General features: G+C 43.3%; 14 protein-coding genes. 10 read left to right on the top strand and 4 right to left on the bottom strand.

Annotated elements, in window-relative coordinates:
- The first annotated feature begins 79 nt into the window (after positions 1–79).
- The 6 genes from DW904_RS01430 (at position 80) to DW904_RS01405 (ending at position 5,603) form a co-directional block, all read left to right on the top strand.
- Positions 80–346, top strand: coding sequence for a EutN/CcmL family microcompartment protein (locus tag DW904_RS01430; protein ID WP_117850917.1), 267 nt, complete (start codon positions 80–82; stop codon positions 344–346).
- A gap of 4 nt (positions 347–350) precedes the next feature.
- Complete coding sequence (locus DW904_RS01425) at positions 351–1,679, top strand: 4Fe-4S dicluster domain-containing protein (protein ID WP_118577771.1); 1,329 nt, start codon at positions 351–353, stop codon at positions 1,677–1,679.
- Positions 1,680–1,695: 16 nt separating this feature from the next.
- Positions 1,696–2,244 (top strand): BMC domain-containing protein, encoded by a 549-nt coding sequence (locus tag DW904_RS01420; RefSeq protein ID WP_118577770.1) that lies wholly within the window; start codon positions 1,696–1,698, stop codon positions 2,242–2,244.
- A gap of 42 nt (positions 2,245–2,286) precedes the next feature.
- A complete protein-coding gene (locus DW904_RS01415; RefSeq protein ID WP_118577769.1) occupies positions 2,287–3,060 on the top strand; it encodes a DeoR/GlpR family DNA-binding transcription regulator in 774 nt (257 codons plus the stop codon).
- A 47-nt stretch (positions 3,061–3,107) separates the two neighbouring features.
- Positions 3,108–4,259: a 1-propanol dehydrogenase PduQ gene (locus tag DW904_RS01410; RefSeq protein WP_118577768.1), complete on the top strand. Its 1,152-nt coding sequence runs from the start codon at positions 3,108–3,110 to the stop codon at positions 4,257–4,259.
- A 228-nt stretch (positions 4,260–4,487) separates the two neighbouring features.
- Positions 4,488–5,603: a cob(I)yrinic acid a,c-diamide adenosyltransferase gene (locus tag DW904_RS01405; protein WP_118577767.1), complete on the top strand. Its 1,116-nt coding sequence runs from the start codon at positions 4,488–4,490 to the stop codon at positions 5,601–5,603.
- 35 nt (positions 5,604–5,638) lie between these two features.
- Here the strand turns inward: DW904_RS01405 and DW904_RS01400 are convergent, their stop codons facing one another.
- The 3 genes from DW904_RS01400 to DW904_RS01390 all read right to left on the bottom strand — a co-directional run bounded on the left by DW904_RS01400 (position 5,639) and on the right by DW904_RS01390 (position 7,627).
- Complete coding sequence (locus DW904_RS01400; protein ID WP_118577766.1) at positions 5,639–5,899, bottom strand: heavy-metal-associated domain-containing protein; 261 nt, start codon at positions 5,897–5,899, stop codon at positions 5,639–5,641.
- Positions 5,900–5,964: 65 nt separating this feature from the next.
- A complete protein-coding gene (locus DW904_RS01395; RefSeq protein WP_118577765.1) occupies positions 5,965–6,201 on the bottom strand; it encodes a hypothetical protein in 237 nt (78 codons plus the stop codon).
- A gap of 577 nt (positions 6,202–6,778) precedes the next feature.
- Positions 6,779–7,627, bottom strand: a complete 849-nt coding sequence (locus tag DW904_RS01390; protein WP_118577764.1) for an AraC family transcriptional regulator — start codon at positions 7,625–7,627, stop codon at positions 6,779–6,781.
- A gap of 194 nt (positions 7,628–7,821) precedes the next feature.
- Between DW904_RS01390 and DW904_RS01385 the strand changes: the two genes are divergently transcribed.
- From DW904_RS01385 to DW904_RS01375, 3 genes are all read left to right on the top strand, one after another.
- On the top strand, positions 7,822–9,618 hold the full coding sequence (locus DW904_RS01385; protein ID WP_118577763.1) for an L-fucose isomerase: 1,797 nt from the start codon (positions 7,822–7,824) through the stop codon (positions 9,616–9,618).
- Positions 9,619–9,929: 311 nt separating this feature from the next.
- Positions 9,930–10,964 (top strand): hypothetical protein, encoded by a 1,035-nt coding sequence (locus tag DW904_RS01380; protein ID WP_118577762.1) that lies wholly within the window; start codon positions 9,930–9,932, stop codon positions 10,962–10,964.
- Entirely contained in the window at positions 10,937–11,131 is a 195-nt protein-coding gene (locus DW904_RS01375; RefSeq protein ID WP_118577761.1) for a hypothetical protein, read from the top strand. The genes DW904_RS01380 and DW904_RS01375 overlap by 28 nt, the downstream gene beginning before the upstream one ends.
- 62 nt (positions 11,132–11,193) lie before the next feature.
- Here DW904_RS01375 and DW904_RS01370 read toward each other — a convergent pair whose 3' ends face one another.
- Entirely contained in the window at positions 11,194–11,637 is a 444-nt protein-coding gene (locus DW904_RS01370) for an RbsD/FucU domain-containing protein (protein ID WP_118577760.1), read from the bottom strand.
- Positions 11,638–11,895: 258 nt separating this feature from the next.
- On the opposite strand from DW904_RS01370, the gene DW904_RS01365 reads away from it, so the two are divergent.
- The gene (locus DW904_RS01365) at positions 11,896–12,744 is read left to right on the top strand and encodes a class II fructose-bisphosphate aldolase (RefSeq protein ID WP_118577759.1); all 849 of its coding nucleotides are present in this window, start codon (positions 11,896–11,898) and stop codon (positions 12,742–12,744) included.
- Positions 12,745–12,754 lie beyond the last annotated feature (10 nt).

Here is a 12,754-nt window from a genome sequence, read left to right as displayed (position 1 = left end):
CTAAAATAAAGTGTTCAGCCATGCTGGTTCTGAAAATGACAGATGCATGGCTGAACTGATATAAAATTTGGAGGTTCACATGATAGTTGGCAAGGTAGTAGGAAGCGTTGTTTCCACAAGAAAAAACGAAAAGCTGATCGGCAATAAGTTTATGATCGTGGAACCGGTTCATCACATGAAAGGTGACCTCAGTCAGATTGTTGCAATCGATATTATCGGTGCAGGAATCGGAGAATATGTATTGGTGGCACAAGGAAGCGCGGCAAGAATTGGCTGCGGCGTAGAAACAGCACCGGTAGATGCCGCCATTGTAGGTATCGTTGATGACGGTGCAGGATTGGAGTAACGCCATGGATATCAAAGAATTACAGAATATTATACAGGAGAATGGTGTAGTTGGTGCCGGTGGTGCAGGATTCCCTACATACATGAAGCTGACAGATAAAGCAAATACCATTCTTATGAACTGTGCAGAGTGCGAACCTTTACTGAAATTACACAGACAGTTATTAGAGAAGCACGCTTACGAAATAATGAAAACCTTCCATATGGTTCAGGAAACAGTTGGAGCTTCTGAGGCCATTATTGGAATCAAAAAATCTTATGTTCAGACAGTAAATGCTCTGAAACAGCATATCGAAGAGTTCCCGGGAATGCGCATCCACCTTCTGGATGAAGTGTATCCGATGGGAGATGAGGTTGTACTGATCTACGAAGCAACTGGTAGAGTTGTAAGACCTGGCGGACTTCCTATTGAGCAGGGAGTTGCTGTGTTTAACGTAGAGACATTGTATAATATATACCAGGCAGTAGAGAAAAAAGAGCCTGTAACAGCCAAATATGTGTCTGTTGTAGCTGAGGTAAATCATCCGGTAACTGTAAAAGTACCTCTTGGATGTACTATGGATGATGTTGTTGCCCAGGCAGGCGGAACTACTGTAAAAGACCCGGTTTACTTTATTGGTGGACCGATGATGGGAAGAATCGGAAAAGGTTCTGACCCTGTGACGAAGACAACAAATGCGATTCTGGTTCTGCCAAAAGACCATTTAATCGTACAGAAGAAGATGCGGACTTCTGCTATAGATTTAAAACGTGCAGCATCTATTTGCTGCCAGTGTAATACTTGTACAGATCTTTGCCCACGTAACAATCTGGGACATCCGATTGATCCAGCCCGCTTCATGCGTGCAGCTTCCAATCAGGATTTCAGAGATGTTAATCCATACATCAATGCAAGCTTCTGCAGCTCCTGTGGCGTTTGTGAGATGTATGCATGTCCTCAGAGCCTTGCTCCAAGAACACTTCTTGCAGACATGAAGGGCGGACTTCGTAAGGCAGGTATTCGTCCTCCTCAGGGAGTACAGCCAGTACCAGTTAAGGAATCCCGAGAATACCGCAAGGTTCCGGAAGAACGCCTAATGGCACGTCTTGGTCTTACAAAATATGACAAGGACGCACCGATGGACGAGACACTGGTTGATATTCCAAAGGTTAAAATTCTTCTTAGCCAGCATATCGGAGCACCTGCTCAGGCAATTGTAAAAGTTGGAGATCAGGTGACAAGAGGTCAGATGATCGCTTCTCCTGCCCAGGGCTTAAGTGTTGGTATCCATGCAACCATCTCCGGTAAAGTTACCGAGGTGACAGACCGCTGGATCGTAGTTGCAAAGAATTAGAAAGGACGTGCAGAAAATGAGTAAAGCAATCGGAATGATTGAATTCAAAACTACAGCTACCGGCGTTACTGCAGCAGATGCAATGGTTAAGACATCTGATGTAGAAATCGTTGAGGCGCAGACCGTGTGTCCGGGTAAATATATTGCAATTATTACCGGTGATCTCAGTGCGGTAAAAGCTGCCGTAGATACAGCTGTAACAACATATGAGGACAAGTGCATTGACAGTTTTGTACTGGGTAATCCGCACGAGTCTCTTTTCCCGGCTATTTATGGAACTACTCAGGTTGAGGAGATCAGTGCGCTGGGAATTCTTGAAACATATGATGCAGCTTCCATTATTGAGGCTGCAGATCAGGCTGCAAAGACTGCAATTGTAGATCTTATCGAGCTTCGTATTGCAAAAGGTATGTGTGGAAAATCTTACATGATGATCACTGGTGAGGTTTCTGCTGTATCCGCATCAATCGACAGAGCGAAAGAGCTTGTTGCTGAAAAAGGCATGTATCTGGATTCCTCTGTTATTGCACATCCGGATAAGAGAATGATCGACAGCCTTCTGTAATTCTGGTCTGACCAATAAAATGAACGCGGAGGGGACCTGAACATGCTTGCGTTAGAGAGACGGAATCTGATCCTTGAGAAATTACAGAATGAGAAGCGCGTAGTAGTAAGTGAACTGAGCCAGTTATACGGAGTCTCGGAGGAAACCATTCGACGGGATCTGGACAAGCTGGAGAAGGAAGGGCTTGCCATTAAAAGTTATGGCGGAGCTGTGATCAATGAAGATGTGAGCATTGATCTCCCTTTTAATGTGCGCAAGAATCAGAATGTAGTTGGGAAACAGAAGATGGCGGAAATTGTAGCCTCTCTTGTGCATGATGGGGAACATCTGCTTCTGGATGCCAGCACTACTGCAGTGTTTGTTGCAAAGGCATTAAAAGAGAAGGAGCGTCTGACTGTGATCACCAATTCCATGGAGATCCTTCTGGAACTGGCAGATGTGTCGGGATGGAATATTATTTCCACAGGTGGGATGATGAAGGAAGGCTATCTGGCTTTCCTTGGCTCTCGGACAGAAGAAGTCATTCGCTCTTATTTTGTAGATACCGTTATTTTTTCCTGTAAGGCTCTTGATGAGAACTGGGGAGTAATGGAATCACAGGAAGCTTTTGGAACAGCAAAGAGAGCAATGCTGGATTCAGGACGTAAGAAAATCCTGGTTGTGGACAATACGAAATTTGACCAGACCGCATTTTCCGTTGCCGGAAGATTGCGGGATGTTGATATCGTCGTGACAGATGCGAAGCCTTCTGAAAAATGGCTGAAGCTTTTTAAAGAAGAGGGCGTGGAGTGCAGATATCCGGAATCTGTCCGATAGAAGCTTTCTGCTTACAAAAGAAAGCTGCAATAAAGGAGCATTGAATTATGAAAACTTTTGAAATGAAAACAGTCATCCATTTTGGTGACAATGCCCTGGATAGACTGGCAGAACTGCCATACAAAAAAGTTCTGGTGATCACAGATCCATTCATCGCAAAAGGGAAAATGATCGAGCTGATCACAGACCCATTGAGACGCGGTGGCAAGGAGTTTGAAGTATTCAGTGATGTTGTGCCGGATGCACCGGTAGGAAAAATCGCAGAAGGTGTAAAGAAGTTCCTGGAGTATCAGCCGGAGGTTGTAGTAGCTGTCGGAGGTGGCTCTGCAATTGACTCATCCAAGGCAATCCGTGAGTTTGCCCTGAAGATCAACAATTACGGCAAAGTAGGTCTTATTGCAATTCCTACTACCAGTGGTACCGGATCTGAGGTTACCTCTTTTGCAGTTGTAAATGATACAGATAATCATGTGAAGTATCCGCTGATCTCAGACAGCCTTACAGCTGATGAGGCAATCCTGGATGCAGAACTGGTAAAGAGCGTTCCGCCCTCTATCACAGCAGATACAGGTATGGACGTACTGACTCATGCAATTGAGTCTTATGTAAGTATCAATCACAATGAATTTTCATCTGCTCTTGCTGAAAAGTCAATTGAAATCTGCGGAGTCTTTCTGTTAAGAGCATACCTTGACGGCGGCGATATGCATGCCCGTCAGAAAATGCATGTAGCTTCCTGTCTTGCCGGACTGTCTTTTAATGCTGCAGGACTTGGAATCACACATAGTATGGCACATCAGCTGGGAGCTATTTTCCATATTCCGCATGGACGTGCCAATGCAATGCTGCTTCCGCATATTGTAGAATTTAATGCAAATATCAACAAACATAGCAGAAGCCAGCAGGAATATCTTCCGGCAGTAAAGCGATATGCCAATATTTCACATATTCTTGGACTGAGTAACTACAACAAAGTAATGTCTGTAAGATCTCTTGTAAACTGGATTCAGTTTATGCAGAAGGAAATGAATATTCCGCTTACGATTAAAGAAATGGGAACTATTTCTGAGGATGAGTATTTTGCAGCAATTGACAAAATGGCAAACCTGGCGCTTGCTGATGCCTGCACAACTGCCAACCCAAGAGTCCCAACAAAAGAGGATATTGTGAAGATCTACAGGAAATTGTGGTCATTTTAATGAATTTAAGAGTTGCTGTTCACTTTGTGCCCGGTAACATATAAGAGACTTTGGACAGATACGGTGGAACTGCGTGTATTTGTCCAGAGTCTGTTTATAACTAATGTAGTGAACGTAAGATAATGTGGATTATTTCCTGCTCTTGCACGAACTTTGTCTTATATTCAGTGTATTGGTGCATAATAAAATCCATTTTGCCGGATGGGTAAAATGTCAGGAGAAAGTCGTATGAGTATTTATACAAAGAATGGTGACAAGGGAACTACCAATCTTGTCCATACGAAAAACGTTTCCAAAGCGGATGACCGAATCCAGCTGGAGGGAACCATAGATGAACTTTCCTGCCATATTGGAGTGTTGAAAACCATGATCAGAGATGGAGATACCATCCGTTTCCTGGAAAAGATCCAGGAAAATCTGACCAGAATTGATGCAGGAGTGGCAGATCCATATAATAGAGAGTATAAGATCAATGATGACAAGACAGAGCTTTTAGAGGAAGAGATTGACCGTTTGACGGGGCTTTTTCATATGCCGAAGGAATCCTCTTTACCTGGGGCTTGTCGCTTGTCTGCTGAGATTGATGTGACTTGGGCTGTGGCCAGAAGAGCGGAGCGTGATCTTGCCGCTGTAAGTGTAAAGTTTGGTTCTGACACAGGAAGCAAGAAATATATGAACCGTCTGGCAGATTATCTGTATGTGCTTGCACGCTACGAAGAAGCGGAGGCAGCAGGTCAGAAGACGGGAACGTCAAAGCTTGTAGAAACTGACGCATCTTCTGAAAATACGGAACTACATGCAAGTGGAACTGAGAAAGTGGCAGAAGGAAGTGTGAGCGTGGATACGAAAGTTGAAAATTCTCTCATATCTGGTACCTCTGATTCTGTAGACGAAGCTGTAATTCAGGCAGTACTGCGCCGCATGGGTATGCAGAATAAGATTACACTGGATGGAGCGAAGAAGCTGATCGGGAAAATCGAACAGGAAGCCTTTCGCCGCGGTAAGAAAGCGGTGATTGCAGTTTGTGGTCCGGAAGGAAATCCAATTGCCGTTCATGTAATGGACGGAGCATTTCTGGTAAGCTTTGATGTCGCTTTGAAAAAAGCTTATACTTCTGTTGCGGTGAAGATGTCCACCATGGAATTATCTAAACTGGCTCAGCCAGGCGGAACCTTTTATGGCGTAGATAAGATGGATGGTGGAAAAATCGTGATTTTCGGAGGCGGTGTGCCGTTGAAATCCGGAGATACGATTATCGGAGGTCTTGGTATAAGCGGAGGCACAGGAGAGGAAGATCACAGCCTGGCAGAATATGCATTGTCCGTATTACCGGAAATATTGTAGTTGGAATATAGTACAAGGATTATGACAGGGAAAGGCTATTTCTTCAGGAAAGAGAAAAAGCCTTTCTTTTTTTCGTATGGAGCTTTTGAGAGAGAAAGCAGTTTATAACCCGTTTTATCAATAGTCTCTTTCAGTTTTGCTTCATCAAGATCATTTTCTGTAAGGATAACCGTCTCTCCTTTTGTATGGGACGAGGTGACTTTTTTTACAGAAAAGTTATTACGAATACTTTCGTTAATGTGGGATTCACACATTCCACACATCATTCCGTCTATTTTTAATGTAATCTGCTGCATAATTTAATCTCCCTTTTTTAATAGATTTGCCATAAATGTCCTGGCGGTATGTTTTCAAACACGCTCTAAGCTGTGTAATCAAATTTCACAAAGGACAGCTCGCAGTTTGCAATACGGCTGCAGATATTTACTGCTGAATACATTACCACGGAAAATTCTCCGTCAATAGTATCCACATGAAGATAACGTCCGTCAGCGGAGATTCTGGCGTGTTTCACATCGCCTCGCTCTGTCAGTTCTTTTATGATTTCATTTGCCAGGTCTTCCGTAACAGTTTTTGATAAATGATAACATCTTCCCATGATTCAACAGCTTCCTTTCGTCATACTTATGTTAGTTGCTTCTAATTGAAAATATTATAGCACGTTTCAGAAAAAAGAAAACTTCAGTTACAGATAAAATTTATCATTTAAGTGTCGAATTATGTGAGAATTTTACGACCGAATTTCGTTGTAATGGCAACCGGCTTTTGTTAGAATAAAAGAAACGAAAGAGAAAAACAATTTCTGATTTTCTGCGGCGTTCTGCAGCAGTATGTGCGGACAGTTTTCTGCCATGGGCTAATCTGCCTGATCAGCAGCAATTCCATCATCCGGTTACTTGAAAACCTGCTACATAAGGGTCCTGGAATAAGAGACCATTCTGGAAAAATGGCATATATAGCGAAAACAAGAATAAGCTATGGTTTTTTTCGAGTCTTAACAGCAAAAGAAAACGCATAAAATGCGTCAACGTAGCCTGTAAAAAATACAGGAATGATTCTCTGTCGTTTTTCTTACGACGAAAAAAATCACATCTTTAGCATATCTGAGAAATAAGAGAAAAAGAAGTCAATTCTTTTTTTGTGGGCGGGCATCCGGCCAATGCTCGCCCTCCTAATCAGCTTTTCTTATATTTTCCTGGTGTAGTTCCTTTGTATTTTTTAAATGTACGTATAAAATAGCTCAGATCATTAAATCCATTTCGATATGCAATATCTGTAATAGAATCATCGGTTGTGGAGATTTCATAGCAGGCTCTCTCAATGCGCTGCCTGTTCAGATAATCCATGGGAGTCTGATGGGTCATTTCGGAGAAAAAACGGCAAAAGTATTTGGGTGACATGGATACGGAGGCCGAAAGCTGTTTTAGTGTCAGAGCCCCCGTATAGTTGTGCTCAATGAAATCAAGTACCTGTTTCAGCTGTAAAATTCTCTTATAATCACGTCTTGCGCGTGTTATACTATCAAGATAGTAATGATTACTAAAAATAATGCCGAAAAAGTGGTAAAATTGTCCAATTACAGTGAGCTCGTAGCCAGGTTCTCTTTTCCAAAGAGAATCAAAAAGACTGTTTATTGTATTGCAGATTTCTATATGCTTTGGTGTAAAATGATGATAGATCAGAATTTCCTGATGAATAATCTTCTGCATATATCCTGCACAAACAGAATTATTTTTGAGGAAAACATTTCCGTCGAAAACAATGCACTGATAAAGACAATTATCAGGAATTCCACTGTGAAGAATTCCACTATGTACAAAAATGATGTCTCCGGCAGTTGCAATGAAACTTTTTTCGTCTAAAGTGACAGTGAGAGAGCCCTCAAGAATACGAATGATTTCATATTCTACATGCCAGTGATAGGACATTACATAGCGCGGATGAGCCTGATCAATATGATGAAATTCAAAAGGAAAATCATATGTTCCCCTTAAACGGTCTTCATTATGGTCCAGATCCTGCAAAATAAATTCCTCCTTAAGTTAATTTGATGGATTTTTTACAAAATGATCAAAAAAGTGAATATTGTACTATTTTTTGCCATTATATCACAAGTAATTACGGTTTGGCAATTGTATACTATGAACTATAGGAAACAGGGAGGTTTTTTAGTGAAACCTCTTAAAAAAGAATATATTTATTATGGAGGTAATGAATCATGGCAAAGAGCAGATTAGTAGGCAGCTATCCGGTTATCGGTATCAGACCAACAATCGACGGACGTAGAGGAGCACTCGATGTCAGAGGATCTCTTGAAGAGCAGACAATGAATATGGCTAAATCCGCTGCGAAACTTTTTGAAGAAAACCTGAGATATTCCAACGGTGAGCCTGTTAAAGTTGTTATCGCTGATACAACAATCGGACGTGTAGGTGAAAGTGCTGCATGTGCTGACAAATTCCGTAAAGAAGGCGTAGACATCACACTTACTGTTACACCGTGCTGGTGCTATGGCGCAGAGACAATGGATATGGATCCTCAGACAATCAAAGCTGTATGGGGCTTCAACGGAACAGAAAGACCAGGAGCAGTTTACCTTGCATCCGTTCTTGCTACACATGCACAGAAAGGTCTTCCGGCATTCGGTATCTATGGACATGATGTTCAGGAAGCTGATGACACATCTATCCCGGCAGACGTTGAAGAGAAATTACTCAGATTCGGACGTGCAGCAGTTGCAGCTGCTTCCATGAGAGGCAAATCCTATCTGCAGATCGGTTCCGTTACAATGGGTATCGGCGGATCTATCATTGATTCCGATTTCATCGAATCCTATCTTGGAATGCGTGTTGAATCCGTTGATGAGGTAGAAATCATCCGTCGTATGACAGAAGGCATCTACGATCACGCAGAATTTGAGAAAGCTCTCAAATGGGCGAAAGAGACCTGTAAGATTGGTTGGGACAAGAACCCTGAAGAACTGCAGTTCTCCCCAGAGAAGAAAGAAGAGCAGTTTGAGTTCGTAGTTAAAATGGCAGTTATCATCAAAGAGCTGATGAACGGCTGCGATAACCTTGATCCTGCATTCTCCGAGGAAGCAATCGGACACAACGCTCTGGCAGCTGGTTTCCAGGGACAGAGACAGTGGACAGATTTCTATCCAAACGGTGACTTTGCAGAAGCTATGCTGAACACATCCTTCGACTGGAACGGAGCTCGTGAGCCATACATCCTCGCTACAGAGAATGACGTTCTCAACGGACTTGGAATGATGTTCATGAAACTTCTTACAAACAGAGCTCAGATCTTCGCTGATGTTCGTACATACTGGAGCCCAGAGGCTGTTAAGAAAGCTACAGGATATGACCTTGAAGGCGTAGCTAAAGAAGCTGGCGGATTCCTTCACCTGATCAACTCCGGTGCTGCTTGCCTTGACGCTAACGGCGAAGCTAAAGATGAAAACGGCAATGCTGTTATGAAACAGTGGTGGGATATCACAGAAGAAGACCAGAAAGCTATCATGGAAAACACTGAATGGTGTATGGCTGACAACGGATACTTCCGTGGAGGCGGATACTCCAGCCGTTATGAAACAAAAGCTCAGATGCCTGCAACAATGATCCGTTTGAACCTTGTTAAAGGACTTGGACCGGTTCTGCAGATTGCTGAAGGATGGACAGTTGCTCTTCCAGCAGAAGTATCTGACAAACTTTGGAAACGTACAGACTACACATGGCCATGTACATGGTTTGCTCCAAGATGCGATGGCAAAGAGGGACCGTTCAAGACAGCTTATGATGTAATGAACAACTGGGGAGCTAACCACGGTGCTATCTCCTACGGACATATCGGAGCTGACCTGATCACAATGTGCTCTATGCTTCGTATCCCGGTATCCATGCATAACGTTCCGGAGAAAGATATCTATCGTCCGGCAGCTTGGAATGCATTTGGAATGGATAAAGAAGGTGCAGATTTCAGAGCTTGCAAGAACTATGGACCTCTTTATAAATAATTAGCTTTTTATAATTTAACTGCTTTCTTTCACTCCCCCAGGACAATGAAGGAAAGCTGAGAGAGCGGGACTTTTGTCTCGCTCTTTTATTGTCTGGGGCTCTTTATCGGACATACATTCGCATGATTTCACGCCCGGATTCCCGATTTTTCTGTGAAATTGTTTATAAAAACACCTCGCGGAACATTACCGGTGAATAGTAACTGTTGCTGTAAAATAATGGGAAAATATGAGAAAAATGGTTGCAAGTTTTTCCTGGTGTGTTACAATGAAAAACAGAAAATGTATATAAGAGGGAAAAGAGGATATATATGAAGAAAAAGCTGGGAATGTTGCTGGCTGTGCTTCTTACTTTTTGCATGACTGTGGGAGTTTTTGCAGATGCAGGAAAGACACAGCAGGTTGATTATAAAACAGATTACTATATGATTGTAGAATCGCCTGATGGCGGTGTTGACATGTATTCAGAGGCAGATGCTTCCAGCCCGAAGCTGAATGATGAGCTGATTCCTAATGGAACTGCGATCCATGTAGAAGGAGAGGTCACAGATGAAGCTGGAAAGGTATGGGTATATGCTCAGCTTCATGGCATGTTTGGTTTCCTGGAAGAGAATTATCTGAAGCCGGCCACTCTTGCCGAGGCAGTGGCATCAGAGCTTGCCTTATACGGAAGCAAGGATGCGAATTACAGTATTACAGTCAATGCTAAGGAAGACGGTTCCGTTTGCCTGTATAAAGGACCTGGAAAAAAGTACGGCACAGTTTCCGGAGGCTGTAATATAGCGAATGGTGAGAAGTTATATATTGATACAGAAGTAGATACTGGTAAAGATGGTATCTGGGGACACACAGAGGCTGGTGATGTTTCTGGCTGGGTAAATATTGCAGAAGCCACCAATACGGAAGAGAGTACAGTAGAACTTGTTCCTGAAACTGAGAAAGAAGCGGAAGACGGTTCCCAATCTGTTCAGGCTGGAGAGAATGCTTCTGAAGTTGGAAAAGCAGGTACCGAAGGCAAAGATATCGGTGATGCGGAGGCAGAGCTAACAGGCACTCCTACCCCGAAGCCTGAGAAGACAAGTACTCCTACTCCGAAGCCAACCGAGACGAGTACTCCTGTACCAGAACCTACTAAGAAAGCAACTGCAGCTTCAGAACCGACTGAGACAAGTACCCTACCCCGGAGCCGACTGAGACGAGCACGCCTGCCCCGGAGCCGACTGAGGCGAGCACTCCTGCCCCGGAGCCAACTGAGACAAGTACTCCTACTCCGGAACCAACTGAGACAAGTACTCCCACCCCGGAGCCAAGTGAGACTATGGCGCCTACAGAAGAGGCAGCAGTAACAGCTGCTCCTTCAGAAAGTGCAGAACAGAAAGCGTCCAGCGAAAATGTGGAGAGCACAGATAAAGGAATGAATTCTGTTATCTGGATTCTGGTTGTAGTTATTATCATTGGCATCGCAGTGGTAATCTGGCTTCTTAAGAAAAAAGGAAAAAATAGTGAATCATAATAAACATGAATAATAAAAGCTCCGCCGGGAATCCGACGGAGCTTTTTAGCTGAAATAAAAAATTATTTGTTGATAACAACACCTTTCTGAAGCATAACGTTTGCGTAAACAGCTTTCTCACCTGTAGCGATAATACAATATGCTTTCTTTGCCTCTTCATAAAATGCGAAACGCTCGATATTTCCAACTGCCTCGGCGCCACGTTCATCATGTTTGGAAACAATCTCTTTGTATGTATCCCAGATTGGAGTTTTTACCGGATCGCCAGGCATAACTTCCATCAGGGTAACTGGTTTCTCTACATAAGAATCAAGAGGGATAACAGTAAGGATAGCGTCCAGAAGTTCTGGAACTCCATGTCCGTCGCAGCGAACAACAATTGCATCTTTACCCATTGATTCTACTGGGAAGTTGCCGTCCGCGATAACGATGCGGTCGCTGTGTCCCATCTCGCATAAAACTTTTAAAAGCTGTGGTGAAAGTATTTCTGGAATTCCTTTTAACATAATATATTCTCCCTTCGTTCTTTCTCAGAAATCTGGCACAGTAATCTATAAAAACTGATACCGGTTCCGAAAGTATTCTACTCTATAAGTTACCTTTCTTTGCTGGATTTTTCAAGGTAAAATTTTACGCAAAAAGATGAAATATTTACTGTTGACAGAAATTTGGAAAAGAGTTAATATGAATTAAAACAGAAACGTTTCGGTTTCTCGAAAAACAGAAGATTCACGGCCTGTATCAGCAGGCAGAAGGAGGAGAATATGCCACTTGTTACATCTAAGGAAATGTTGTTGAAGGCTCAGCAGGGCGGTTACGCAGTGGGTGCATTTAATGCAGAGAATATGGAGATGGTGAAAGCTATCATTCAGGCAGCTGAGGAGTTGAAAGCACCTGTTATGATCCAGACTACTCCATCTACTATTAAATATGGCACTCTTGAGACCTATCAGGCAATCGTTGCAGCAGAAGCTGCAAAGGCTTCCGTTCCGGTTTGCCTGCACCTTGACCATGGCAGTAGTTTTGATCTTGCGATGAAGGCACTGAAGGCTGGATATACTTCCGTGATGATTGACGGTTCTAAGCTGGATTATGAAGGAAACATTGAGGTGAGCAAGAAGGTGGCTGACGTAGCAGCTTCTATGGGAATCCCATGCGAGGCAGAACTTGGTAAGGTAGGTGGTAAGGAAGACGACCTGGTTGCAGTTGCAGATACCAATACCGATCCACAGGAAGCCAGAGGATTTGTAGAGCGCACCGGCGTTACTTCTCTTGCGGTAGCAATCGGCACAGCACATGGCTTCTATGTGGGAACTCCTGTTCTTGATAAGGAGCGTTTAAGTGAAATTCGTGAAGTTGTAGATATTCCTCTGGTTCTTCATGGCGCTTCCGGCCTTAGCGATGAGGATGTTATGGATTGCGTAAAGAGAGGAATCTGTAAGGTTAATTTTGCCACCGAGCTTCGTGCAGCATACTCCAAGGCTGTCAGAGAGACACTTGAGGATGAGAAGGTATTTGATCCTAAGGCATATGGCAAGGCTGGAATTGCAGCTGTGAAAGAGCTTGTAATGGCCCGTATGAAAGTTTGCGGCTGTGACGGAAAGGCTGAGTAAGAGGCTGATT

The sequence above is a fragment of the Ruminococcus sp. AM42-11 genome (assembly GCF_003480145.1).
Taxonomy (GTDB): domain Bacteria; phylum Bacillota; class Clostridia; order Lachnospirales; family Lachnospiraceae; genus Blautia_A; species Blautia_A faecis.
The sequence above is the reverse complement of the archived record's forward strand: the minus strand, read 5'-3'. Positions and strand labels throughout refer to the sequence as shown.

Coding starts and splice junctions, on each gene's coding strand:
- DW904_RS01430 (WP_117850917.1), top strand. CDS start 80: ATGATAGTTGGCAAGGTAGTAGGAAGCGTTGTTTCCACAAGAAAAAAC.
- DW904_RS01425 (WP_118577771.1), top strand. CDS start 351: ATGGATATCAAAGAATTACAGAATATTATACAGGAGAATGGTGTAGTT.
- DW904_RS01420 (WP_118577770.1), top strand. CDS start 1,696: ATGAGTAAAGCAATCGGAATGATTGAATTCAAAACTACAGCTACCGGC.
- DW904_RS01415 (WP_118577769.1), top strand. CDS start 2,287: ATGCTTGCGTTAGAGAGACGGAATCTGATCCTTGAGAAATTACAGAAT.
- DW904_RS01410 (WP_118577768.1), top strand. CDS start 3,108: ATGAAAACTTTTGAAATGAAAACAGTCATCCATTTTGGTGACAATGCC.
- DW904_RS01405 (WP_118577767.1), top strand. CDS start 4,488: ATGAGTATTTATACAAAGAATGGTGACAAGGGAACTACCAATCTTGTC.
- DW904_RS01400 (WP_118577766.1), bottom strand. CDS start 5,899: ATGCAGCAGATTACATTAAAAATAGACGGAATGATGTGTGGAATGTGT.
- DW904_RS01395 (WP_118577765.1), bottom strand. CDS start 6,201: ATGGGAAGATGTTATCATTTATCAAAAACTGTTACGGAAGACCTGGCA.
- DW904_RS01385 (WP_118577763.1), top strand. CDS start 7,822: ATGGCAAAGAGCAGATTAGTAGGCAGCTATCCGGTTATCGGTATCAGA.
- DW904_RS01380 (WP_118577762.1), top strand. CDS start 9,930: ATGAAGAAAAAGCTGGGAATGTTGCTGGCTGTGCTTCTTACTTTTTGC.
- DW904_RS01375 (WP_118577761.1), top strand. CDS start 10,937: ATGGCGCCTACAGAAGAGGCAGCAGTAACAGCTGCTCCTTCAGAAAGT.
- DW904_RS01370 (WP_118577760.1), bottom strand. CDS start 11,637: ATGTTAAAAGGAATTCCAGAAATACTTTCACCACAGCTTTTAAAAGTT.
- DW904_RS01365 (WP_118577759.1), top strand. CDS start 11,896: ATGCCACTTGTTACATCTAAGGAAATGTTGTTGAAGGCTCAGCAGGGC.